Annotated in this window: 17 protein-coding genes and 1 other RNA gene; 10 read left to right on the plus strand and 8 right to left on the minus strand. The window is 30.7% G+C overall.

The window, feature by feature from the left end:
• Nucleotides 1-174 precede the first annotated feature (174 nt).
• A complete protein-coding gene (locus tag ELQ11_RS00985) occupies nucleotides 175-2,259 on the plus strand; it encodes an RNA degradosome polyphosphate kinase (RefSeq protein ID WP_134225100.1) in 2,085 nt (694 codons plus the stop codon).
• 141 nt (nucleotides 2,260-2,400) lie between these two features.
• On the opposite strand, the gene capC is transcribed toward ELQ11_RS00985, so the two are convergent.
• The 3 genes from capC to ELQ11_RS01000 form a co-directional block, all read right to left on the minus strand.
• A complete protein-coding gene (gene capC, locus ELQ11_RS00990) occupies nucleotides 2,401-4,656 on the minus strand; it encodes an autotransporter adhesin CapC (protein ID WP_134225101.1) in 2,256 nt (751 codons plus the stop codon).
• A gap of 205 nt (nucleotides 4,657-4,861) precedes the next feature.
• Nucleotides 4,862-5,220, minus strand: a transfer-messenger RNA (tmRNA) gene (gene ssrA, locus ELQ11_RS00995).
• Nucleotides 5,221-5,631: a hypothetical protein gene (locus ELQ11_RS01000; RefSeq protein ID WP_002783915.1), complete on the minus strand. Its 411-nt coding sequence runs from the start codon at nucleotides 5,629-5,631 to the stop codon at nucleotides 5,221-5,223.
• 90 nt (nucleotides 5,632-5,721) lie between these two features.
• On the opposite strand from ELQ11_RS01000, the gene ruvB reads away from it, so the two are divergent.
• Nucleotides 5,722-6,729 (plus strand): Holliday junction branch migration DNA helicase RuvB, encoded by a 1,008-nt coding sequence (gene ruvB, locus ELQ11_RS01005; RefSeq protein ID WP_002862037.1) that lies wholly within the window; start codon nucleotides 5,722-5,724, stop codon nucleotides 6,727-6,729.
• Between the two features lie 3 nt (nucleotides 6,730-6,732).
• Entirely contained in the window at nucleotides 6,733-7,776 is a 1,044-nt protein-coding gene (locus ELQ11_RS01010) for an AI-2E family transporter (RefSeq protein ID WP_044780168.1), read from the plus strand.
• 28 nt (nucleotides 7,777-7,804) lie between these two features.
• Here the strand turns inward: ELQ11_RS01010 and fumC are convergent, their stop codons facing one another.
• The 4 genes from fumC to ELQ11_RS01030 are packed head-to-tail and all read right to left on the minus strand — an operon-like array spanning nucleotide 7,805 to nucleotide 16,529.
• Nucleotides 7,805-9,196, minus strand: coding sequence for a class II fumarate hydratase (gene fumC, locus ELQ11_RS01015; RefSeq protein WP_002854099.1), 1,392 nt, complete (start codon nucleotides 9,194-9,196; stop codon nucleotides 7,805-7,807).
• 55 nt (nucleotides 9,197-9,251) lie between these two features.
• A complete protein-coding gene (locus tag ELQ11_RS01020) occupies nucleotides 9,252-12,377 on the minus strand; it encodes a S8 family serine peptidase (protein ID WP_052858241.1) in 3,126 nt (1,041 codons plus the stop codon).
• 2 nt (nucleotides 12,378-12,379) lie between these two features.
• Complete coding sequence (glmS, locus tag ELQ11_RS01025) at nucleotides 12,380-14,176, minus strand: glutamine--fructose-6-phosphate transaminase (isomerizing) (protein ID WP_002871078.1); 1,797 nt, start codon at nucleotides 14,174-14,176, stop codon at nucleotides 12,380-12,382.
• Nucleotides 14,177-14,180: 4 nt separating this feature from the next.
• A complete protein-coding gene (locus ELQ11_RS01030; RefSeq protein WP_044778859.1) occupies nucleotides 14,181-16,529 on the minus strand; it encodes a nucleotidyltransferase in 2,349 nt (782 codons plus the stop codon).
• 143 nt (nucleotides 16,530-16,672) lie between these two features.
• Here ELQ11_RS01030 and mqnE point away from each other — a divergent pair, with 143 nt between their 5' ends.
• From mqnE to ELQ11_RS01060, 6 genes are read left to right on the plus strand one after another with little or no spacing between them, the layout of a single operon-like run.
• On the plus strand, nucleotides 16,673-17,737 hold the full coding sequence (gene mqnE / locus ELQ11_RS01035) for an aminofutalosine synthase MqnE (protein WP_002862042.1): 1,065 nt from the start codon (nucleotides 16,673-16,675) through the stop codon (nucleotides 17,735-17,737).
• Between the two features lie 9 nt (nucleotides 17,738-17,746).
• Nucleotides 17,747-19,066, plus strand: a complete 1,320-nt coding sequence (locus ELQ11_RS01040; RefSeq protein WP_002893965.1) for an NCS2 family permease — start codon at nucleotides 17,747-17,749, stop codon at nucleotides 19,064-19,066.
• Between the two features lie 14 nt (nucleotides 19,067-19,080).
• Nucleotides 19,081-19,524 carry a phosphoribosyltransferase gene (locus ELQ11_RS01045; RefSeq protein WP_002862044.1) on the plus strand — a complete coding sequence of 148 codons (444 nt, stop codon included), beginning with the start codon at nucleotides 19,081-19,083 and terminating at the stop codon, nucleotides 19,522-19,524.
• 44 nt (nucleotides 19,525-19,568) lie between these two features.
• Complete coding sequence (locus tag ELQ11_RS01050) at nucleotides 19,569-20,267, plus strand: VacJ family lipoprotein (protein WP_002862045.1); 699 nt, start codon at nucleotides 19,569-19,571, stop codon at nucleotides 20,265-20,267.
• A gap of 9 nt (nucleotides 20,268-20,276) precedes the next feature.
• The gene (locus tag ELQ11_RS01055) at nucleotides 20,277-20,846 is read left to right on the plus strand and encodes a phospholipid-binding protein MlaC (protein ID WP_002862046.1); all 570 of its coding nucleotides are present in this window, start codon (nucleotides 20,277-20,279) and stop codon (nucleotides 20,844-20,846) included.
• Nucleotides 20,846-23,317 (plus strand): RND family transporter, encoded by a 2,472-nt coding sequence (locus ELQ11_RS01060; RefSeq protein ID WP_126254452.1) that lies wholly within the window; start codon nucleotides 20,846-20,848, stop codon nucleotides 23,315-23,317. Before ELQ11_RS01055 ends, ELQ11_RS01060 begins: the two co-directional genes overlap by 1 nt.
• Nucleotides 23,318-23,348: 31 nt before the next feature.
• On the opposite strand, the gene rdgB is transcribed toward ELQ11_RS01060, so the two are convergent.
• A complete protein-coding gene (gene rdgB / locus ELQ11_RS01065) occupies nucleotides 23,349-23,951 on the minus strand; it encodes an RdgB/HAM1 family non-canonical purine NTP pyrophosphatase (protein ID WP_044778863.1) in 603 nt (200 codons plus the stop codon).
• Nucleotides 23,952-24,117: 166 nt separating this feature from the next.
• On the opposite strand from rdgB, the gene ELQ11_RS01070 reads away from it, so the two are divergent.
• On the plus strand, nucleotides 24,118-25,419 hold the full coding sequence (locus ELQ11_RS01070; RefSeq protein WP_134225102.1) for an MFS transporter: 1,302 nt from the start codon (nucleotides 24,118-24,120) through the stop codon (nucleotides 25,417-25,419).
• Nucleotides 25,420-25,421 lie beyond the last annotated feature (2 nt).

Below are 25,421 nucleotides of genomic sequence, written 5' to 3' on the forward strand. Positions count from 1 at the left end.
CAATAAAACAATAATGTCACAGAATTTCCCAAAAATAAATTTTGTAATTTTAACATAGATGAATTTAATATAATTTTAAAGATATATTTACTCTTAATTAACCTAAAAAATTTGAAACTTTTATTCAATAATTTTAAAATAAATGATAAAATATAACAAAAAAAGGAAAAATTAATGCAAATAAGTCCTGATATGTTTATCAATCGCGAACTTTCTTGGCTTCGCTTTAATTCTCGTGTTTTAGACCAATGTTCTAAAAATTTACCCTTATTAGAAAAATTAAAATTTATAGCTATATATTGCACTAATTTAGATGAATTTTATATGATACGCGTTGCAGGCTTAAAACAACTTTTTTCAGCTGGAGTTAATGCAAGCAGTAGCGATGAAATGACCCCGTTACAACAATTAAAAGCCATACGCAAATACTTACACCAAGAAAAAGAGCTTTTGGAGCGTTATTTTAATGAAATCACAAGTGAATTAGAAAAAGAAAATCTTTTCATAAAGCATTATGAGAATTTAGATGAAAATTTAAAACAAAAATGTGATGAGTATTTTTTCTCTAATATTTTTCCTATTATTGTTCCAATAGCTGTTGATGCGACTCACCCTTTTCCACATTTAAATAACTTATCTTTTTCACTAGCGGTTAAAATTTGTGATAAAGCACATCCTGAACTTGTAAAATTTGGAATGATTAGAATTCCAAGGGTTTTACCTCGTTTTTATGAGGTAAGTGCAAATATTTATGTTCCTATAGAAAGTATAGTCCACCAACACGCAGAAGAAATTTTTCCAGGCTATAAACTCTTAGCTTCAGCAGCATTTAGAGTGACTAGAAATGCAGATATAGTAATAGAAGAGGAAGAAGCTGATGATTTTATGATGATTTTAGAACAAGGCTTAAAACTTCGTAGAAAAGGAGCTTTTGTAAGATTGCAAATTCAAAAAGATGCAGATGAACAAATCGTAGAATTTCTTAATACACACATGAAAATTTTTCATAAAGATGTTTATGAATATTCTATTTTACTCAATCTCCCTAGCCTTTGGCAAATCGCGGGAAATAAAAACTTTACGCATCTTTTAAGCCCACTTTACACGCCTAAAACTTTACCACCTTTTGATGAAAATTTATCTATTTTTGATGCTGTAGAAAAAGAAGATATACTCATCATACAACCTTTTGAAAGTTTTGATCCAGTTTATAAATTTATCAAAGAAGCAAGCAAAGATCCTGAAGTAATTTCCATAAGAATGACACTTTATAGAGTTGAAAAAAATTCTAATATAGTTCAAGCTTTAATTGATGCTGCAAGCGATGGAAAACAAGTAACTGTGATGGTAGAATTAAAAGCACGTTTTGATGAAGAAAATAATCTTCATTGGGCGAAAGCTTTAGAAAATGCCGGAGCTCATGTTATTTATGGCATTACAGGTTTTAAAGTCCACGCTAAGGTTTCTCAAGTCATACGCAAACAAGGGGATAAGCTTAAATTTTATATACATTTAAGCACAGGAAATTACAATGCAAGCAGTGCTAAAATCTATACTGATGTGAGTTATTTTACAAGCAAAGTAGAATTTGCAAGAGATACGACAAAATTTTTTCATATCTTATCAGGCTTTAGCAAAAACCGTCGTCTTCAAACTCTTTCAATGAGTCCAAATCAAATCAAAGAAAAAGTTTTAGAAATGATACGCATTGAAACAAGCAAAAAAAATGAAGGTGTGATTGTAGCTAAAATGAATTCTCTTGTGGATAGTGATATCATACAAGCGCTTTATGAAGCAAGTATGGAAGGGGTACAAATCAATCTTATCATACGTGGAATTTGTTGCTTAAAACCTGATGAAGAATACAGCAAAAACATACGCGTTAGAAGCATCATAGGAAAATACTTAGAACATGCTAGAGTATTTTATTTTAAACATAGTGAGCCAAATTATTTTATATCGAGTGCAGATTGGATGCCAAGAAATTTAGAGCGTCGCTTAGAACTTATGACCCCTATATATGATGAAAGAAGCAAAGCTAAATTAGCTCAATTTTTACGCTTGCAACTTAGCGATAATGTTTTAGCTTATGAGCTTAAAAACAATGGAGAATATGAAAAAATTCCTTCTTCTGAAAAAACCATAGATTCTCAACAAACCCTAGAAGAATATGTAAGTAAAATTTATAAAACACTTAAAAAAGATACAGATCAAAGTCGTGCAACGCACTTAGCTTCCAAGCTTTTCAAAGAAAACTAAAAGTTTTTAGGGTTTTTACTCTAAAGACTTATTTACTTGTTTGTTATAAAAAAGGGCTTTAAGATAAAGCCCTAGGAGATTTCCCATAGAAATAAACAATCATTTCTAAACTATAAAAAGATTTAGAAATGATTTTTAAGATTAAAATTTATACTTAAGTCCTACTTGACCACTTAAGTAAGTTTCATTTTTATTATCTACTTTACCTGCTAGTATTTGTTTAGCACCAAAACCAAGATTCATACTGAGTTGATTTGTAAAATCTATATTACCCCCTACGATAATTTGCCCATATGTTTTTTTCTTGTTGTTAGCTTCTACACTAGTAAAGAAAGCATTATTTATAGCTAAATTAGCTGTGTAATCATCACCCCTATTGATAACAAATTGTTCTATTTTTGGAGTTACAAAAATATAAGAGTTTTCATTCATATATTTTCTAAATTCAGCACCCACTTCAACACTTACAGAATTGTTTTTCATAGAATCAATATCTTTAGCAATAGCACCATTTTCTGTATGAGATGGAGTATAACTAAAATAATAATTTATCCCTGCAAAAGGTTTGATAAATAAAGTATTATCACTAAAGTCAAACACACGACCTGCATTAGCACTAAGTCCTAAGAATTTGCTTGTATAATCTGAGTTATATGCACCATCTGTTTGAATATTGTCTTGTTTAGTTGGAGAAACTTGAGCATAAGCTTTAAGATTAAGTTCCCATTGTGGAGCTATATTGATAGTAGAATACATACCTAATTGGAAGTTATCACTTTTTTGTTCTAAATTATTGTCTTTGATTTTAGCATTTGCATAAGTAAAATAAGCACCCCATAAAACATTATCATTAGCTTGTTTATCTACCCCTACGGTAGCACCATACATTGCACCACTATCTCCATCGATAATGTTAGCACCACCAAAAGCATTAGCCCAAACACTATTGGTATATTCATTTACATAGCTTGGTCTCATATCGCTATCTAAAGCAGCAAATTTAAGATCATTCATTTTAGAAGCATAAGTTCCAAAAGGATTGTTTAGCATTGCTACACGAGAACCTATAGAAACATCATTAGAAATATTCATAGTGGTATTAACTGCACTAGAAGCTGAATTTAGATTAGATACAGATTTACCTGTATTGTCTGTGTCTTTTTTGATATCTAAAGCTAGTTTTACACCTTCTCTACTTGCTAAATCTGCCCCTATACTTCCTAATTGTTCTGTGATAGAACGAAGAGCTAGGATAGAAGCTTTATCATTAGCACTAAGATTTAAATTTAAGTTTTTATTTACTAAATCAACGTATTTTTCATCATCGATTTTACCACCGTTTTCTTGAGCTTCTTTTTTGAGTTGTTCAAGTTCAGTTTTTTGTTTTTCAAGGGCTTCTTTGGCTTGCTCATTATCTAAACCATCTATGATTCTAGTGATAGCTTCAAGATCTACTGCGATTTGATTAGTTAAATTTTTAGCCGCTGCAGTAGCACCTCCATTAATCACTAAGCATTTATCACCACCGCAGTTTTGAACGCTAAGTTTATAATCCACAAAGACACCGCCATACTTATTATCTTCAGCTGTAACATCAAGAGAAGTAACATAATCATCGCCATTAAGCAAGCTTTCATCTATATAAGAACTTGCACTTTTTAAAATCAAAGCTCCTGCGTTAGTTTCATCATTAAGCTTATCTGTTTTTATGTCTTTTGCTCTTAAAACAATAAAATCATTTGCATCTAAATTCGAATAAGATTGAGATAAAAATCCAAGACCTGATTTTTCAATCGTTGCTATTCCATTGACTTTAAAAGTATCGCTTTTCATTGAAACAATAGCACTATTTGTTGCGCTAAAGTCTCCATTTACAGTTAAGCTGCCATTTACAGTATCGTTAGTATTTTCTCTACTACCATTAAAAATTAACAAAAATGAGGCTTTATTTTTATCTATATTATCAAGATCAAAATCTTCACCTGAGCCTACCATTGTAAGATTAGCATTAATAATTCCTGCATTATAATAATTAAGTCCTATATCAGTAGTTTTAAAATCTTTCGCATCTACATTGAAATTTCTTACTAAAGCAGCAGTTTCGCCACCACTATTTCTAGTATTTTCTAAAGTTAAAGAATTATTACCTAAATCAATGTTGATTTTAGCATCTTCAGGGGTATCATCAAAGGCTAAAGTATTAATTTTAAAAGTTAGATCTTGATTTTTGTAATTTTCATTTTTAAAAGTAGCAACATTGTCTTTTTCATTGATATCAAAATATTTGTCTAAATCACTATCACTGTTAAAAGTAATCTCTGCTGCAAAAGCACCCGAATAAAGCAAAGTTGCTACACCTAAGCTTAGCAATATCTTGCTCGAAGCATTTTTCTTCATAAGTTTCTCCTTCAATAAATTTAAACTGAAGGAAAAATTATACCCCCCCCCTAAAAATAAGCTTAAAAATAAAACTATAAATTTTTAATGAAAAATTATAAAACCTAATATATCAAAGCTTTAAGGGTAATAAATCGATCTTAACTTCATATAAAAAATTCTAAAAATTTGAAATAAACTTATGATTTACTTAACATTAGCGTGATGGTGGAAGCGAGGGGAATCGAACCCCTGTCCAAAAATAATCCCACAAAGACCTCTACATGCTTAGCAAAGATGACTACTTCACCCTACTTCGCTCATCTTCCAAAACTCAAAAGCAAGGCTAAGACTTTATTTCACCTCAACGCTTGTCAAACGCAAGGCTACACTATCAAAAATGACCGAAAATTAAGCTAGATAGTATGACTTAAATTTCAGGCTCAACTGAACTTACGCAGCTTTAGCGTAAGCAGGAGCGAATTTAACGTTGTTTGCGTTTAATTTTATTTGGGCTTTTTACGCTTTGCCCAAAGCGACATGCCATCTAAGCAGACTTACTCCTGTCGAAGCCAAGTCGCTCCCTTATTTAGAAATAATATTTGGAACATTAACAATTAAAGGATTAAAAACCGCTAAAACAGAATCATCATTTTCATATGAACGACAATATTTTTCAAACTGATCGCTCATCAAAAGCATCCAATCCGTAAATTCATCACTAGCAGGTCCGTTAAAGCGATTTGCTTGCGCCATCATCTCTTCACAAAATACACAAAAATCAGTCACTTCTTCAAGATTTAAACGTCTTGCTGCCCAAGCGGTATTGTGTGCTAAAGTTTCAAGCTCTTTTATGGCTTCTTTATAACGCACACTATCGCTTCCAAGCTTGATGATTAAAGGTTCAAACCTATCGCACATGGTTCTAAAAAATTGTAAAAATTTTTCTATATCGTCAATTTCATAATCTAATTCTAATTTTGTTAAAATTCCCATTTTTAAACCATAATCATTAAAGTTTAATGTAAATTCTAGCAAATTTTAGCTAAAATCTTATTTTAATTTTTCCAAAATATAAGCAAAGATATGGATAGAATAGTAGAAATAGAAAAATACTCCTTTGATGAAACTTACGAAACTTCGTTGCGTCCTTCAAATTTTGATGGTTATATAGGTCAAGAAAGCATTAAAAAAAATTTAAATGTCTTTATAGCTGCAGCTAAAAAACGCAATGAATGTTTAGATCATATACTTTTTAGCGGTCCTGCAGGACTTGGAAAAACAACACTAGCTAATATCATCTCCTATGAAATGGGTGCAAATATCAAAACAACCGCCGCTCCTATGATAGAAAAAAGCGGGGATTTAGCCGCTATTTTAACCAATCTTAGCGAAGGAGATATACTTTTTATCGATGAAATTCATCGCTTAAGCCCTGCTATCGAAGAAGTGCTTTACCCTGCGATGGAGGATTACCGCCTTGATATTATCATAGGTAGTGGCCCAGCTGCTCAAACCATAAAAATTGATTTACCAAAATTTACTCTCATAGGGGCTACAACACGTGCAGGTATGCTTAGTAATCCTTTGCGCGATCGTTTTGGTATGCAATTTAGATTAGAATTTTACAAAGATAGCGAACTTGCTCTCATCTTGCAAAAAGCAGCTTTAAAACTTAATAAAACTTGCGAAGAAAAAGCCGCACTTGAGATCGCTAAAAGAAGTCGTTCAACCCCTAGAATAGCTCTAAGGCTTTTAAAAAGGGTAAGAGATTTTGCTGATGTTAATGATGAAGAGATTATCACAGAAAAAAGGGCTAATGAGGCCTTAAATTCTTTAGGAGTTAATGAGCTTGGTTTTGATGCGATGGATTTAAGATATCTTGAACTTTTAACCGCTGCTAAGCAAAAACCTATCGGGCTTGCAAGTATTGCTGCGGCTTTAAGCGAAGATGAAAATACCATAGAAGATGTAATCGAGCCTTATTTGCTTGCTAATGGCTATATAGAACGCACTGCAAAAGGGCGTATAGCTAGCACAAAAAGCTATAGTGCTTTAAAATTAAACTATGAAAAAACTTTATTTGAGGAGTAAATTTTGCAAAATGGAAAAATCTTTCTTATAAGCTTTATTTTAGTTATTTTATTTCTTTTGCTTTATCTTTTTAAAGGTTTTTTACTTGTGATTATCATAGCTAGTTTAATGGCGGTAGCTACCTCAAACATCAATGCAAAATTTTTAAATCTTACTAAAGGACATAAATTTTTAGCTTCCATTCTTACAACAGCTTGCATGGTTTTGCTTTTCTTTGCACCTTTTGTTTATGCCATGATAGAACTTGCCAAAGCTTTAAAGAATTTTGATATCAATTTAGTCACACAAACACTTGATTATGTCAAAAACTATCAATTTACCTTGCCTGAAAGCTTTAATTTTTTAGAACCTAAAATCAAAGAATTTTTAGCTTCTATAGATTTAAATAGCATTTCCAAACAAATTCTAAGTTATGCTTCAAGTTTTACAAAATCAGGAGCTAAATTTCTTATAGATATGGTTTTAATTTGTGTGTTTTACTTCTTTGCAAATTTATATGGAACAGAACTTGTTATCTATCTTAAATCCATCATTCCTATTGATAAAAAAGAACTCGATGATGTTTTAAGTGAAGTGGGTAATGTTATGGCTGTTGTGCTTTACTCTATGGTGATTGTAGCGATATTTCAAGGTGCACTTTTTGGTTTAATCACAATGTTTTATGGTTATGATGGAATTTTAATGGGAGTAATTTTTGCTGTAAGTTCTCTCATACCTGCTATAGGAGGAGCTTTAATTTATGTGCCTGTAAGTCTTTATGAATTTGCCTCAAACAATCTTAACTCAGCTCTTGTTATTTTTATTTATTCTGTAATTGTAATTTCTTTTATAGCAGATACTTTAATCAAACCTTTAATCATCAAATGGATCAACAAAAAACTTGTAAAAACCCCAACCAAAATCAACGAACTTTTAATTTTCTTGGCTATGATAGCAGGAATTTCTACCTTTGGTTTTTGGGGTATTATACTAGGTCCTGCAATTTTAACCTTTTTTGTATCAACTTTAAGAATGTATGTGATTTTAAAAGATAAGAATTTAATTTAACTTGCCTTAAAAAGGCAAGTTTTATGTTTTAAGCTTTTGGGCCTATCATTTTAGTAGGATCAACAAATTTATTGAAATCTTCTTCGCTAACCAAACCAAGCTCCATTGCACTTTCTTTTAAAGAAATACCTTTTTTATGGGCATTTTTGGCTACTTTAGCAGCATTTTCATAACCTATGTGTGGATTTAGAGCGGTAACTAGCATTAAAGAATTATGAAGATTATGATCGATTTTTGCACGATTTGGTTCTATACCTACAGCACAATGGATATTGAATGAATGCATAGAATCAGCCAACAAATCAAGACTTTGCAAGAAATTATAAATAATCACAGGCTTAAACACATTAAGTTCAAAATTTCCTTGACTTGCTGCAAATCCGATAGCTGCATCATTCCCCATCACTTGTACAGCAACCATAGTAACAGCTTCACACTGAGTAGGATTTACCTTACCTGGCATAATCGAACTTCCTGGCTCATTTTCAGGGATGATAAGCTCACCAAGACCGCATCTTGGACCTGAAGCTAGCCATCTAATATCATTTGCAATTTTCATTAAATTTGCAGCCAAACCTTTCATAGCTCCATGAGTGAAATTGATCGCATCATGACTCGTTAAAGCATGAAATTTATTTGGACTTGAAACAAATTTCGTACCTATAAGTTGAGTTAACTCTTCACTTACTTTTTGGCTTAATTCTGGATGTGCATTAAGCCCTGTTCCTACTGCGGTTCCTCCTATGGCAAGTTCTCTTAAAGTTGGTAAAGAAGCGATGATTTGCTCTTTTGAATGCAAAAGCATAGAAAGATATCCACTAAATTCTTGTGCTAGAGTAAGTGGCGTAGCATCTTGCAAATGCGTGCGTCCTATCTTGATAATACCATCAAATTCTTTTACTTTTTTTTCAAAAGTTGCAATAAGCTCATCAAGCGCAGGGATAAGCTTTTTCTCTACTTGCTCAACTGCAACGATACTCATAGCTGTTGGAAAAGTATCATTTGAACTTTGACTCATATTAACATGATCATTTGGATGTACAAGCTTTTCTTTGCGAAAATCCCCGCCCATGATTTCAGTGGCACGATTTGCAATAACTTCATTCATATTCATATTGCTTTGCGTACCTGAACCTGTTTGCCAAATCGCAAGTGGAAAATTATCATCAAATTTACCTGCGATAATCTCATCACAAGCTTGAACTATAGCATTTTTTTTAGCATCATCAAGTTTGCCAAGTTTGTTATTGACTAAAGCTAAAGATTTTTTAAGATTTGCAAAAGCATAGATTAAAACCTTTGGCATTTTCTCACAACCGATTTTGAAATTTTCAAAACTTCTTTCAGTTTGCGCTCCCCAATATTTGTCATTTGGGACCTTAACTTCACCCATGGTATCATGTTCAACTCTGTATTCCATAATTTTTTCCTTTGATTAAAATTTTATTTATTATAAGCTAAAAAAATAAATACTTTCAAAAACGTTTTCCTATTGAACTCATTAAATGCAATTCATAGGCATTATGAGAAAATCTATTCATTAACATAAACTGCCAAAATACATTGTTTTTATATAAAAATTCTGAATTAAAACCTTGACTTAAAATATTATCTTTTAATTTATATTTTTGAATAAAAGCAATAGGAAAATCAACAAAACTAGCCTTATTTTCTAAAGTTCTTCCATAAATTCTTTTTTCAAAAATTACAAAAGTAGAAAAAGAAGCTTGATAATCATCTTGCTCTATATTTTTAGCAAGATTAAAACCTAAATTTGCATTTATGCTATGATGTTTTAAACTTTCGTAATTTTTAGCAAAAGGACTTTTATTTTCTTTAAAATCTTCTTGATAAAAAAAACTATGTGCAAAATACATTAAAGGATTAAAAATAAAATCTTGACCTAAAATAATATCTTTAGTTACACCAAGCTGGGCTGAAGTTTGCAATGTTTTATACTTGCCTTCAATTGGCTGCTCTACTACAAAACGATTAAGAGTATTAAATCCTACACCTATACCTAATCCACTTAATATTTTTATAAAATCTAAATCATGGTTATAATTAAACAATAAGTCCATATTATAACTCTTCAAATCACTACCATTATTAAAATTAAATCTAGCGCTAGAAAGAGATAAAGCATAAGCTAAAAAGCCTGATGAGAAATTTTCTCCTAAAGAGATATTAGCACCTGTTTTTTGACCTGAAAAATCTTTATCTTTATAGTATTTATAGCTTGGAGTAAGGTGCCAAAAATATTCTTCATTACTAAAAATTCTAGGTAAATAAGCACTAGCAAGTAACATATTATTGTTTTGTGCAAAATTATTAATATTAAGAGGATGAAGAGTAAACAATATGTTATTTTGTATCAAATTAGATTGATTATGATTACTAAAAGTGCTTAAATACTCTGAACCTTCTATTCTATTTAATTTAGTCTTTACATCTATTCCATTATCTAAAGAAGCAAAAAATTCCTGATAAGTCCGACTCAAGTCTGCTCTAGATCGCAATTGTCTTAAAGCATTTCCCAAGCTTGTATTAGGAATTTCATAAGCATTGGGTTTTAAATTAGGTTTTATTAAGATTTTATTAATACTCACTAAATCATCACTTAAAACAAAATCAAAATTTAAAGCATAAGTATTTTGCACCAAAACATGATTAAAAGATGATAAACTTTTTTCCAAATCTCCTAAATTAATTTTCACTGGCTTATTTAAGATATAGTATTTAGGTAAAGGAATATATTCTAAATTCCCGCTCTTAATATCATAAGTTTTTGCAATCAGTTTAGAATTTTTATAATTACCAAAATCAAGTTGTAATTTAGAGTCAACTCCTTCTTGAGTATAAGTTCCTTGCACAGTTAAATCACTCAAATCTTCATTTCCAGGTCTAACTATGCCTTTATTGTTTAAATTTTGCCCTACAATACCATTACCGCTTAGCATTGCTTCTTGTTCTACATAAGCATTATTTTTAACTTTTCCTTTGAGCTTTAATTCTCCTTGTTTGATTAAAGTTGCACCCTCATAAGTATTTTGACCACTGATAATCAAAATACCTTCACCTTCTTTAGATAATCCTATGTTAAGATTAGCTAAATGTGTAGGTTTATTAATAGCGCTTGATAAATGAGTAGTTTCATCCCATTTTCTTTGACTAATATCATTAGAAAATTCAGCATCATAACCTGCAGTATTTATAGTATAATAAGCTGTATTAGGTTCTTGATCATATTTTAATACATCCTGGTCACTGAGTCTGTTTGCATCTAAAATACTCAGTCCTTTTAACGCCTTTTGTGCATCTAAAATTCCTTGTCCAAATAATTCTTCTTTTTCAACCCTAACTACTCCATTAATAGAACTAATAGTGGAAGTATTAAGTTTTTGCGACTGCGCACTATCTCTATTATCCCAAATATAATCACTATAATCAATCCATTGTCCATTAACTTGAACTTGCATTCCATTGTAAAGCTGTTTTAAATCCCGTTTTATTTCATCTTCTATCTTAGGTGGATCTTGCGAAATATACACAATAAGAAATTTAGGTTGATTTGTTCCATCGGTTACTTGTTTAACAGTAAATTTTGGAGCCTTATAATTTTTATTTGCTGTACTTAACAGTATATCAGCAATTTGCTTACCATCCAAAAAGGGGAAATTTTGCTTGACCAGTGCCGCTGTTCCACTCACCATAGGTGCTGCCATAGAAGTTCCACTTTTTTTTGTAAAGTTATCATTAGTGCTTGAATCAACATTATTAATATTTACCCCAGCAGCAACTAAAGAAAAATTCGTAGCTCCCTTAAAACCATTACTAAAATCGGCCAAACCTTGACTTTTAATTGTTAAAGTCCCATCTGATTCTAAAGTAATCTCATTTGCATCCAAAGCTCCAACAGCCAACCAAGCTCTTAAAGATTCATCATAACTTGGTAAAATCGCATGCAAAGCAGGGCTAAGAATTCCTTCATTACCAGCAGCAAATACATTTAATACTCCCTTATCCTTGCTAAGCCTCATCATATCATTAGCAACTTTATCTGCTTTCATAACATACTCCAAAGGAGTATTACAGATATTATAGCTTTTCCCTTGATTAGTTTGAGTACAATCTACTAATCCAGAATTTGAAGCTCTAAGATTAAAATAAGGATAAAATTTAATACCCCAGCTATTATTAATAATACTCACATTTTTGAAAAAATTATAAATATTAGGATTTTGAGTGTAAGAGCCATTTGGAAATACCCCAGCTCCATAAAATTTTGCCCCATAAGCCACTCCATAAGGTTTACTATCGTCTATCTTTGCTCCAACAGCTATACCTGCTACATGACTTCCGTGTGTTGATTTTTGCAAATCAGGTATAAGCTGTTTCCCAGCTGTATCAGTAGGATAAGTAGACTTTAAAATCTTATCCTTTAAACTAATATGATCTTGATTAAAAGCATCATCGGCTACACCTATTATAATAGTATCTCCACTATACCCTAGCTTATGTACTTTATCAATATGATGAAGTTCAAATTCACTTAAAGCAAAAAGTTTACAAACGAAAGTTAAACAAAAAAATTTTTTCATTTCTATTCTACCGTTACGCTTTTAGCCAAATTTCTTGGCATATCCACATCATTACCAAGTCTTATAGAAATTTCCATTGCTAAAAGTTGAGTAATTATCATCATTTCAAAAAATTCACACATATAGTGATCTTGCTCATTGGTTTTTATAAAATCATCACTCAAATCAAATTCTAAAGGCGAAATGCTAAGCACTGTAGAATCCCTAGCTATAAGCTCTTCAACATTTGATTTTGTTTTTTCATAAAGCATATGCTTTGGCATTAAAGCTATAGTATAAAGTTTAGAATCAGCCAGAGCAATAGGGCCATGTTTCATCTCTCCTGCAGGATAACCCTCAGCGTGAAGATAAGATAATTCTTTAAGTTTTAAAGCTCCTTCTAAGGCCAAAGGATAAAACACATCTCTACCTATAAAGAAAAAGCCATGTCCATCTAAATAACGCTTGGATAAACGATGAATTTTTTCATGTAAAGCCTGTTTTACACTCACACAATTTGGAGTATGTAAAAGCGCTTTAATTTCAGCAGAAACATTTAAATTTCTTTTTTGCGCCATAAAAATAGCAAGCATCCAAAGTGTTAAAACCTGAGTGGCAAAAGCTTTAGTTGAAGCAACTCCTTTTTCTATGCCCGCACGAGTTAAAAGACTTAGGTGTGCTAAACGCACTATATTAGAATTATCCACATTACAAATTGCAAAAGTCTTAGCGCCCTGCTCTTTTGCAATCTTTAAAGCCTCTAAAGTGTCTGCTGTTTCTCCACTTTGAGAAATAACGATAAATAAAGAATCTTTTTTTATAATTGCTTCACGGTAGCGAAATTCACTTGCAATTTCCACTTTAGCCTTAACTTTAGCAATTCTTTCAAACAAATAAGCACTTGCCATTGCAGCATGATAGCTTGTTCCACAAGCACAAAGCGTGATTTCATCTACTTGACTTAAATCTTCATTATTTAGTTCATCAAAAACGACTTCATCGCCTTGAATACGTCCCATTAACACTTCACTCATCACGCGACTTTGTTCATAAATTTCTTTTTCCATAAAAAAACGAAAGCCGTCTTTTTTTGCATAAGCCTTATCGCCTGAAAGCTTAGAAAAACAAAGTGATTTTAAAACATCATTTTCATAAACGACAAGCTCATCTTTACTCGCGTATCCCAAGCTTAAATCTTCAAGATACATTACCTCATCACAACTTCCTATCAAAGGTGCATCACCTGAAGAAAAATACCATTCTTTATTTGCATTTTTACCGATAATCAAAGGAGCAGCATTTTTTGCAAAATACACATGATTGGGATCTTTTTTTGTTACTAACAAAGTAGCAAAAGCACCGCGAAGTTCTTTGATGGTTTTTTGCCAAGCCTCAAAAACTCCCAAATTTCTTGCATAAAATTCAAAAAGCTGGACAATAACTTCAGTATCGGTTTGACTTAAAAAACTCACGCCTTCTTTTTCAAGTTTATCTTTGATTTCTTTATAATTTTCTATAATACCATTGTGAATCACACAAGAATACTGTCCTAAATGAGGATGTGCATTGATTTCAGTAGGCTTACCATGAGTTGCCCATCTTGTATGACCTATAGCAAAACCATAACCTTGACTTTCAAAATCCGTGCATTTATTCGCCAAATTTTCAAGTTTTCCTACAGCTTTAAAAAAACTAAGCTCACCTTCTTGCATCACTGCCATACCCGCACTATCATAGCCACGATATTCTAATTCTTTAAGTCCATTTAGTATAATTTGTTTTTTCTCATTATTTCCTATATAGCCTACGATTCCACACATTTTTTTACTCACTTATTAATAAATTAACTAACTTTTGCTCGCTATGTTCTAGTTTTTCATTCTTTTGAAAAATAAAAATATTACGCGTCCTTTGTCTTATGGTTTGAATTTTTGCTGCACATAAAACAAGTTCAAGTTCATTAAAAACATTCATCAAATACGCCATTAAACCTTGCTGATCTTTAGTATTAAGACCTAATTTGGCATACATTTTAGAATAATTTAAGTCTAATTTTAACTCATCTTTTTTAATGATTGGCTTTTTAATTTTTTTCAAATTAAAACCAGAAAGATTTGAATTTAAAAGCTCGCAAAGTTTTAGTTTTTGTTCATCACTGATAATATTATCATATTCAAATCTTAAATAAATTTTATCATCAAAAAGTTCAAAAAAATTCATGAAAATAAGATTTAAATTTGTTAAAGAACTTAAAATAATAGCAATATTAAAATGAAGTGGTGCAACAATTTGCAAACTAAGATTTGTTTCATTGCTAAACCAAAATTTAAAATCATTTTCTTTGGCTAATTTAGAAATCATAACAATATCTTCAAAAGTATTTTTTATAATAAAAAGATTTGATTTGATATGTATGATTTTATCTTGCAAAATTTCATCTTGCTCTAAAAAAATCTTACTTCTTTTAAGTGTTAATTCTTTTTTTACTCTTCTTGCGCTTTCTTCAAGTAGATTTTCATCTTCAAAACCTTGTTTTGCATTTTCTAAAAGTTTATCAAGAACTCTAAAATAAAAAGCATTGTAATTTAAAGCCTTAGCCTTTAGCCAAGTTAAAGTGTATAAAAGCTCTAAATTTTCTAAATTTTCTAATTTAGAAACCAAACTACTTACAACAATAGGATTGTATATATCTTCTTTTTCTACAAGATCTTTTAAGGCATTATTGTTTTTAAATATTTTAAGACCCCATTCTAAAATTTCATTCTTTAAATCAAATTTGGAGCAATACGCTCTATATATGCCTGCTAAAGAAATTTCATTTTCACTTTCTATAGCGCTTAAAAGTATCACAAGCTTTAAAATCATTTTTTCATCGGTTTTAAGTTTTTGGAGTATCTCAAGCTCATCTTCGTATTTTTCAAATTCACTTAACATAAGAAAAACTTGCTCATCAAAACTATAATTTCCTTCTTCATCACTTAAAAAACGAACTGTCCAAAAAGGCTTGCATAAATCTTTTAAAATTCCACTATCAAGCAAAAGTTTTAAAACACAAAAACTATGCCTTTTATAAAAAATTTTCTCAAAAAGTATTAAAGCTTTTTCTATATCTTTTTTACCGTATTTCAATCTTCTTAGGGCAAAAACCAAGTTAAGATCGAAAATAACCTCTTTATCTTCAAGTTTTAATAAGTATTCTAAAACTTCTATAAGAGTTTTAAATTTATACTCTTGTTTAGGGGTATGATTTAATCCATCTTGAATTTGCTTTGCTAGAAAGTGTGTATAAAAACCTATAGTATGCATACTTTGCAAAGCCTTTTGAACCAACAACTCATTTGCTCCAAAATGTTTTTTAGCTTTTTTATACATTAATTCACTCAAATCATGAACATTAATAAGTAAAAACTCATCCTCATCTTTAGCACTTAATAAATTCATCGCTGATTTTAAAGAAAGTAAAAAATCTCCAGCTAAACGCAACTCGCTTAAATTTTTTTCATCTATAAAATTTAAAGCATAATTTTTTGGAGAAGTCTTAAAAAGAACAAGCAAACTCTCTAAGAATCTTAAATGATTTAATCCGCCAAAATCTTTTAAGATATTAAATTCTTGCTTTATAAATGGAATATCAAATTCTTTAAAATTTTCTAGCAAAAGCTTGGCAAAATCATTTTTATTTTCTTCTAAAATACTCTCAAATTTCGTCTTAATCCCTTTAAATAAAATCCTAGAACCACATATGAAACGAGTTTGTATTATAGAAGTCTTAAGCTCATTGCTAGCATTATAAAGTCCATTAAATTCTAAGATAACAGAGTCAATTTGCAAATGTGTATCATTTAAAATTTCAATAAAAGCCTTAATCATAGGTTTTAAATGAAAAGCCTTAATATCTTTATAAACAAAAATCAAAGAAATACTTTCATTAAAACAAAGACTATTGTTTGCATATGCTTTGCTTGCTAAAACACAAAAAGGGATATTATCACTTGGAGGTGAAAAATCATCAAAATAATCTTTAAGAACTATATCATAAGCTTTTTTTATGAAATTATCCATATTTTTAGAATGATATAAACTAAACGCCCCTTGCTTAAGAAAAAATTTTCTACAACTTTGGGTATAGGAACTAAGATTTTTTTTAAAAATTTCTAATTCTTTATTTAACAAAATTTCCACTCTCTTTTAAATTTTAATATTTTAATAATAATCTTAACAAAAATATCTTTTATTTTGGCTTTTTCTATAAACTCTTTTTCAGTAAGCAAAAATTATAATGCTTTATTTAAAAACAGCAAAAGAGTAAAATTAAAATGAAAAATTTAATTACCAAACTAGAAAATGAAGAAAGATTAAACCAAGAAGAAGCCAATGCACTTTGGGATCTAGATCTTTTTACCCTAGGCAAATACGCCCATAAAAAACGCACCAAACTTCATGGAAAAAAAGTTTATTTTAATATCAATCGCCATATCAATCCAACTAATATCTGTGCAGATACCTGTAAATTTTGCGCCTTTTCAGCACACCGAAAAAATCCTAATCCTTATTTGATGACTCATGAAGAAATCATGAAAATCGTCGATGAAACTGTAAAACGAGAAACTAAAGAAGTACATATCGTTTCAGCTCATAACAAAGATACAACTTGGCAGTGGTATTTAGAAATTTTTAAAATGATAAAAGAAAAATATCCTAATCTTCATGTAAAAGCTATGACTGCTGCTGAGATTGATTTTTTACATCGTCGTTTTAAAATGAGCTATGAAGAAGTGATAGAAAAAATGCTTGAATACGGCGTTGATTCCATGCCAGGCGGTGGAGCTGAAATTTTTGATGAAGAAGTGCGTAAGAAAATTTGTCATGGAAAAGTTAGCAGTGAAAATTGGCTTAAAATTCATAAACTTTGGCATGAAAAAGGCAAACAAAGTAATGCTACCATGCTTTTTGGACATATAGAAGAAAGACATCACAGGATCGATCATATGTTAAGACTGCGTGATCTTCAAGATCAAACCGGTGGATTTAATGCTTTTATCCCTCTAGTTTGGCAAAGGGATAATAGCTTTATACAAACTGATAAAATCATGGATAGTGAAGAAATTTTAAAAACCATTGCCATTGCTCGTTTAGTGCTTGATAATATTAAAAATATCAAAGCTTACTGGGCAACAATGACTTTAAATTTAGCCATGGTAGCACAAGAATTTGGGGCTAATGATTTAGATGGCACTATAGAAAAAGAAAGCATACAAAGCGCAGGTGGTGCAAAATCTGCCAAAGGCACAAGTTTAAAAACTTTTATCGATATGATAAAAACTTCAAATCTTATTCCTGTAGAACGCGATAGTTTATATAACGAGCTAAAAACCTACTAAGGAGAAAAAATGGACTTTTTTAAACTCAAAGAAAACAATACGAGTTTTAAAACTGAAGTTATAGCAGGGCTTACTACTTTTTTGGCTATGGTTTATATTATCCCTGTAAATTCTAGCATAGTAGGAAATACAGGAATGCCTATAGAAGCTTTAATCACCGCAACAGCTTTAATCACCATAGTTGCAAGTGCTTTTAATGCTTTTTTTGCCAATACTCCTGTAGCTATGAGCGTGGGAATGGGTTTAAATGCTTATTTTACCTTTGCGGTTTGTTTAGGTCAAAACATAGCTTGGCAAAGTGCCTTAGGAGCTGTTTTTATTTCAAGTATTATTTTTCTCATACTTTCTTTTACACATTTTCGCCTTTGGGTAATCCGCAATATCCCAAAAGATTTACGCCTTGCAATTTGTGCAGGCATAGGTTGTTTTATTGCATTTTTAGGCTTAAGTCAAATGGGTGTGATAATGCATAATAAAGATACTTTAGTCAGCATAGGAAATTTCAAAAGCCCTCATGTGCTTTTTGGAATTTTTACCCTAGCTTTAATCATCTTTTTTTGGGCTATAAAACTTCGCGGAGCTTTTATTTTGGGGGTATTAGTAAGCTCTATTATCGCTTGGATTTTTCATTTAGATAATGCAAGTTTTCCTGTGCAAATCTTTTCTTTGCCAAATTTTAGCATGGAAAATGGTTTAGGAGCCATCTTTTTACAACTTGATATCAAAAGCGCCTTAAATATTACTATGATACCTATAATTCTTACTTTTTTCATCACTCAACTTTTTGATAGTATAGGAACTATCACAGGTGTGGGTGAAAGAGGAAAGATTTTTGATGATCCCAAAAATGGAGAAAAAAAACTAAGCAAAACCTTAATGGCAGATGCAACAGGATCAGCCTTAGGAGCTATGACAGGCACTTCCACAGTTACTGCTTTTGTAGAAAGCACTACAGGGGTTGAAAGCGGAGGAAGAACGGGGCTTACAGCTTTAGTTGTAGCTATTTGTTTTGCTTTTACACTTTTTTTACTGCCACTTTTTAAAGCCATTCCTGCAAACGCAATATACCCCGTACTTGTAATGGTTGGAATTTTAATGTTTATGGAAGTTAAAAATATAGATTTTAAAGATAGTGCTATAGCTGTAGCAAGCTTTTTTACTATTATCATGATGCCTTTTACTTACTCTATCACCACAGGTTTTGCTTTTGGTTTTCTTTCTTATTTGCTTGTAAGAATTTTTAAACGCGAATGGGATAAAATCAATCTTGGCATTATAGTTTTAAGTTTATTATCTTTGGGTAATTTTTTACTTATGGCACTACAATAAATTAAGGATATATAATGATATTTTACTCCTATGAAGAATTTAAAGAAGATGTAAAAATTCTTGCTAAAGAAATTAAAAAAGATTTTAACCCTGATGCACTTTTAGCTATAGCAAGAGGAGGAATGAGTTTAGGACACTCTTTAGCAGTAGCTTTAAAAACACGTCAGCTTTTTGCTTTAAACTCAATTCATTACGATGATACAAAAAAACTTGATACTATTGAAATTTTTAATATTCCTGATTTAAGCAAGCACAAAAAAATTCTACTCATTGATGATATAGTAGATAGCGGAGAAAGTTTAGTAGAAATAAAAAAAGTTTTGCTTGAAAAATTTCCTCATATAGAACTTAAAATTGCAACCATTTTTTACAAAAAAACTGCTCTTTTGGAGCCTGATTTTAAAGCAAAAGAAGCTACTGAATGGGTGGATTTTTACTGGGATATAAATCTTGATTAAAAATTTGCTATAATTTTACTTTTAAAATTTTTAGGAGTTTTTGCTTGAGAATAAAATTTATATCTTTTATTTTAATTTTTTTTACTATTTTTGCTTTTGCTAAAGAACAAAATTTAGATGATTTTGAACAAGAATACCAAAACTATCAAGTAAACGATCCGCTTTCAGGATATAACAAAGCTATGACAAGCTTTAATGTGGCTTTGTATGATTATGGTTTGCGTCCCGTTCTTAAGGGCTATAACGCCATCACCCCTGAATTTATAAGATTAGGAGTAAGAAATTTCTTTGATAATTTACTTGCTCCTTTGCGTTTTATAAGCAATGTTTTGCAGTTTAAATTTGAAGAAGCAGGAGAAGAATTTAAAAGATTTACTGCCAATACCATTATGGGCTTTGGTGGACTTATGGATGTGGCATCAAAAATGGGTCTTAAAAAACATCCCGCGGACTTAGGAACCGTTTTGGCTCACTGGGGCGTAGGAAGCGGTTTTCATATTGTCTTACCTATACTTGGCCCTAGTAATCTTAGAGACACTCTTACTTTACCTGCAACTTGGTATGCAAGTTTTACCGCTTACATTGATCCTACTTGGGCAAGTATAGCTATAAGTGCTTATGGATTTGGTAATGAACTTAGTTTTAGACTTGATGAAATTGATGAAATTTATCACAACACGCCTAATTTATATCCATTCTTGCGGGATGCTTACGAGCAAAGACGCAATGAACTTAGCAAATAAAGGAAAATAATGAAAAAAATATTTCTAATCTTGGCTTTATTTTTTAATGCTTTTGCCTTGCAGCTAGATGAAATTTCTAGTACTATGCAAAAAAACATTGATGCAAGCTTAAAACTTTTACAAGATAGCAAAGAAGATAAAAAACAAGCTGCTGATGGAATTTTTAAACTTTTTGATAGTATAATAGATTATAAACTCATGGCAAAACTCAGTCTTTCGAAAAATTATTCTAAATTAAATCCAAAAGAACAAGAAAAATTTACCACAGCCTTTGAAGCAAGTCTTAAAAAAAGTTTTACCGATAAACTCAGTCTTTATAAAGATCAAGTTTTAAAGGTCAAAAATGGTGAGTTAAAAAATGAAAAACGCTATTTTTTAACCACTTCTATGGTAGTAGATGGGGAAGAAAAAAATATCATTTTCAAATTTTACAATGATAATAACAACTGGCTTATTTATGATGTAGATGTTTTAGGTGTGAGTATAGTACAAACTTATAGATCGCAATTTGGAGATATTTTAGCCAACCAAGGCTTTGATGCCCTACTTCAAAAACTTGAAAGTATTGTCATAGAATAATGTTTGCAAAGCTTTTAAAGTTTTTTATTTCTCGTCCAAAAAGTACTTTTTTTGGAACCTTGTTTATATGCCTGTTTTTAAGCTTTTTTGCTTTTAAGCTTAGTGTAGATGCAAGTGCTGAAAGTTTACTTTTAGAAGATGATGCAGATTTAAAAACTTTTAGAGAAATTTCAAAACATTATAAAAGTGATAATTTTTTACTTTTAGCCTTTAAACCCTATGATGAAAAACCTTTTTCAAATGAAAATTTAGCCAAATTAAAAAAACTTCATGAAGAATTAGAAAAAGCCCCTTTAGTAGAACGCGTTTTTAGTATCATCAATGCCCCTTTGCTTCAAAGTTCAAAAAATACGGATTTAAAAGAACTTTTAAAAAATATCCCAAACATAGAAAGCCAAGATATAAACCGCACAAAAGCCCAAAATGAAATTTTAAATAGTCCCTTTTATAAAAATAATATCATCTCAAAAGATGGAAAAGTAACAGGGCTTATTATTTACTTAAAGCCTGATACAGTTTATAATGATCTTGTAGAAAAACGCGATCTTGCTACCAATGAAAAAGAAAAAGATCGAATTCGTCTTGCCATAAAAGAACATCAAGACAAGCAAAAAGTTATCACGAAACAAAGTCTAGATACTATTAAAAGCATAGTTCGAAATTATGAAAAAAATAAAGATACGCTCTACCTTGGTGGCGTAAGCATGATCGCTGATGATATGATAGCTTATATAAAATCTGATCTTGTGCTTTATGGTGTTTCTCTTGTATTTTTACTGGGATTTGCACTTTATTATTTTTTCCGTTCATGGCGTTTTGTTTTTTTACCTCTTTTTATTTGTTTTATAAGCTTAAGTGCGGCTAGTGGAGTTTTTGCACTTTTAAATTTTCAAATCACGGTTATTTCATCAAATTACGTTGCTTTAGTTTTAATTATCACCTTAAGTGTAGTTGTTCATTTGATCACGCATTTTATCGAAAGCACCCAAAATCATCCCAAAGCTAAAGTTGAGCGCATAGTGCTTGAAACCTTACTAGCCAAAGCAAATCCTAGCCTTTATGCCATTGTTACAACGATGATAGGATTTTTTTCTTTAATCCTATCAAATATCGAACCTATCATAAAACTTGGTATTATGATGAGTATAGGTATAGGTTTAGCTCTTATCTTTAGTTATTTATTTTTAGCAAGTATCTTGGTTCTTTTAAAACCAAAAAATTATCATAAAAAAGAGTTTAAATTTAATCTTTTAGCCTTTTGTGCTAAAACCGCTCTTGATCCTAAAAAGCGTCGCATGATTTATGGAATTTCAGTTCTTGCTATAATCTTAGCTTTAATAGGCATTTCAAAACTCAGAGTTGAAAATTCTTTTGTCAATTATTTCAAAGATGGTAGCGAAATCAAAAAAGGACTTTTGGTTATTGATAAAAATCTAGGTGGAACCTTGCCTTTAGAAGTGATTATTCGTTTTCCAAATAATAAAAACGATCAAAATATAAGCGATGCACTTGATAGTTTTGAAAGTGAATTTGAAAATTTAGCCACACAAGAAACTTATTGGTTTGACTCTAAAAAAACACGTATTGCAAAAAAAGTTCATGAATTTTTAGAAAACAAAGAATTTGTAGGCTCGGTTTTAAGTCTTAATAGTCTTTTAACCCTAGGGAAAAATATCAACGATGGAAAAGAGTTAGATGATTTTGCCCTTGCGTTTTTAAATGAGAATTTACCTGCTAAATTTAAACAAGACTTGCTTTCACCTTTTGTAAGTATAGAAAATAACGAGTTAAGATTTAGCATGCGTATTGTTGATTCTGATCCGAATTTAAGACGTAATGAGTTTTTAATAGATCTTAAAAATCAGCTCAACGAGCTTGTAAAAAACGATGGAGTAGAAGTGCAAATCACAGGCATAATGGTGCTTTATAATAATATGCTTCAAAGTCTTTTTTCATCACAATTTGATACTCTTATATTTGTAATTTTAGCTATTTTCATACTTTTTATCATTGTTTTTAGGGATTTAAAATTTTCAGTTGCGGCTATATTGGTAAATGTTATTCCTTTAAGTGTGGTTTTTGCTCTTATGGGGCTTTTAGGTATTCCTTTGGATATGATGAGTATTACTATAGCTGCTATTGCTATAGGTATAGGCGTTGATGATGCTATACATTATATTTATCGTTTTAGAGAAGAAATTAAAAACAAAAGCCTAGAAGAAGCCATTATGATTTCTCACCTTAGTATAGGTTCGGCACTTTATTATACCACAATTAGCATAGTTTTAGGTTTTAGCGTGATGATGAGTAGTAATTTCATTCCAACAATTTATTTTGGAATTTTAACCGTTTTTGTAATGATTTTGCTTTTAAGTGGAAGTTTGTTCTTATTACCAAGCTTTTTAATCACTATTTATTCTAAGAAAGCCAAGTTTCCAAACCAACATAAAGAGCATATATTAAAACAATAATAGCTATATATTTTAAAAAATTTTTCATTTCTTATCCTTTATTTAAAATCTTTAAAATGATTTTTGCAAGCTCTAAAGCTTTAAAACGATGAGAGATGTTATTCTTCTCATCCACGCTAAGCTGGGCTAAGGTTTTATCAAAACCTTTTGGAATAAAAAGGCTATCATAACCAAAACCATTTTCACCTTTTTCTGTATCAATCACTTTTCCATGCATTGTTCCATGCGTGCTAAATTCCCCCATCAAACCTACCATAGCAATAGCAGCAACATAATGCGCCTTACTTTGTTTAAAACCTTTTTTTATCATTTCATTTACAAGCTTATCACGGTTGCTTTTATCATTACCTTGACCACTGAATCGAGCAGAATAAATTCCTGGATTTCCTCCTAAAACATCTACACAAATGCCGCTATCATCACTTAAAGCGATAAAATCTTTTTTTTGCTTTTCATCCAAAGCATTAAAAACCGCTCTTGCTTTAATCAAAGCATTTTCTTTAAAAGTTTTTCCATTTTCTTCAATCTCAAAAGGCGTTAAAACTTCATCAAAAGCATAAATTTCAAAATCTTTCAAAATTTCTTTAAGTTCTAAAACCTTATGCTTATTGCTCGTAGCTAGGATAATCTTCATAACAAAAGCTCCAAAATAATATCAAAAACAAAAATATGATTTTATAAAATTTATCCTTGTGCGTAGCTTTTAAATATTAAATGATAAAACGATGTTAATCAATGCTTAATACATTTCATAGTAAAATTATCCTAATTTAAATTTCAAATTTAATAGGAAATTGATAATGCTAAATAATGTTTTACCCTTATCTTTCATAGTTGGAACAAGATTTTTTGGGCTTTTTATAGTTTTGCCAGTTTTAAGTCTTTATGCTTTAAAACTTGAAGGCGCTAATGAATTTTTAGTGGGACTTTTAGTTGGTGTTTATGCCTTAACCCAAATGATTTTACAAATGCCTTTTGGGATTTTAAGTGATAAAATTGGTCGTAAAAAAACCATGCTCATTGGACTGATTATTTTTATAATAGGCTCTTTAATCTGCTCTTTTGCGGAAAATATTTACACCATGCTTTTAGGAAGAATGCTCCAAGGTGCAGGAGCTATTGGAGCTGTGGCTACAGCAATGATAAGTGATTTTATCACAGAAGAAAATCGTGGTAAAGCCATGGCGGTAATGGGTTCTTTTATAGGACTTAGTTTTGCAGCTTCTATGGTCATTTCTCCTCTAATGAGTGCAAAATGGGGTTTATCTAGCCTTTTTGATCTTAGTGCGGCTTTGTCTCTTTTATGTATAATTTTACTTTATACCGTTGTACCTAAAGAAAATAAAATCACTCATGAAAATGAAAAAACTCCTTTTTTTCATCTTATTAAACAAAAAAATTTAGCCCTTATGAATCTTACTAATTTCATGCAAAAAATGCTTATGAGTATAGCATTTTTAAGTATTCCTATTATCCTAGTAAAACATTTAGGCTTTGCTTCTGATAAACTTTGGATTGTTTATAGCGCTTCTATGATAGCAGGTTTTATCGCTATGGGCTTTGCTGGAAGTTTAGGCGAAAAAAGAGGTTTAGCTAAACAAATTTTACTCTTAGGAATTGTTTTTTTCATACTTTCTTATCTTTTTTTTACTTTTAGTAATTCTATAGATTTTTTTATCATAGCAGTTGTGATTTTTTTTATAGGTTTTAATTTACACGAACCTATTATGCAAAGTTGCGCATCAAAATTTTGTAAAGTTCATGAAAAAGGTGCAGCATTAGGGTTGTTTAATGCTTTTGGATATGGTGGAAGTTTTATAGGTGGTATTATCGGAGGGATATTTTTACATCTAGATGCCTTAAATCTTTTGGCTATTATTTTAGTGGTTTTAGCTCTAATTTGGCTTGTGGCATTATTTTTCTTAAAAAATCCAGCTGATTTTAAAAACCTTTATCTACCTTTAGAAACACCTTTAAATTTCAGTACTTTTAGCGAAAATTTAGGAGTTGTAGATATTTATAAAAACTCTAAAAATCTTGTTGTTAAATTTGATAGTAAACTTACAAATAAAAAAGAATTAGAAGGCAAAATTAAGATCTAAAT

The organism is Campylobacter sp. US50a, from assembly GCF_004379015.1.
Classification (GTDB): Bacteria; Campylobacterota; Campylobacteria; order Campylobacterales; family Campylobacteraceae; genus Campylobacter_D; species Campylobacter_D jejuni.

Coding starts and splice junctions, on each gene's coding strand:
- capC (WP_134225101.1), bottom strand. CDS start 4,656: ATGAAGAAAAATGCTTCGAGCAAGATATTGCTAAGCTTAGGTGTAGCA.
- ELQ11_RS01060 (WP_126254452.1), top strand. CDS start 20,846: ATGTTTGCAAAGCTTTTAAAGTTTTTTATTTCTCGTCCAAAAAGTACT.
- fumC (WP_002854099.1), bottom strand. CDS start 9,196: ATGGAATACAGAGTTGAACATGATACCATGGGTGAAGTTAAGGTCCCA.
- ELQ11_RS01070 (WP_134225102.1), top strand. CDS start 24,118: ATGCTAAATAATGTTTTACCCTTATCTTTCATAGTTGGAACAAGATTT.
- ELQ11_RS01040 (WP_002893965.1), top strand. CDS start 17,747: ATGGACTTTTTTAAACTCAAAGAAAACAATACGAGTTTTAAAACTGAA.
- rdgB (WP_044778863.1), bottom strand. CDS start 23,951: ATGAAGATTATCCTAGCTACGAGCAATAAGCATAAGGTTTTAGAACTT.
- ELQ11_RS01045 (WP_002862044.1), top strand. CDS start 19,081: ATGATATTTTACTCCTATGAAGAATTTAAAGAAGATGTAAAAATTCTT.
- ELQ11_RS00985 (WP_134225100.1), top strand. CDS start 175: ATGCAAATAAGTCCTGATATGTTTATCAATCGCGAACTTTCTTGGCTT.
- ELQ11_RS01020 (WP_052858241.1), bottom strand. CDS start 12,377: ATGAAAAAATTTTTTTGTTTAACTTTCGTTTGTAAACTTTTTGCTTTA.
- ELQ11_RS01055 (WP_002862046.1), top strand. CDS start 20,277: ATGAAAAAAATATTTCTAATCTTGGCTTTATTTTTTAATGCTTTTGCC.
- ELQ11_RS01000 (WP_002783915.1), bottom strand. CDS start 5,631: ATGGGAATTTTAACAAAATTAGAATTAGATTATGAAATTGACGATATA.
- mqnE (WP_002862042.1), top strand. CDS start 16,673: ATGAAAAATTTAATTACCAAACTAGAAAATGAAGAAAGATTAAACCAA.
- ruvB (WP_002862037.1), top strand. CDS start 5,722: ATGGATAGAATAGTAGAAATAGAAAAATACTCCTTTGATGAAACTTAC.
- glmS (WP_002871078.1), bottom strand. CDS start 14,176: ATGTGTGGAATCGTAGGCTATATAGGAAATAATGAGAAAAAACAAATT.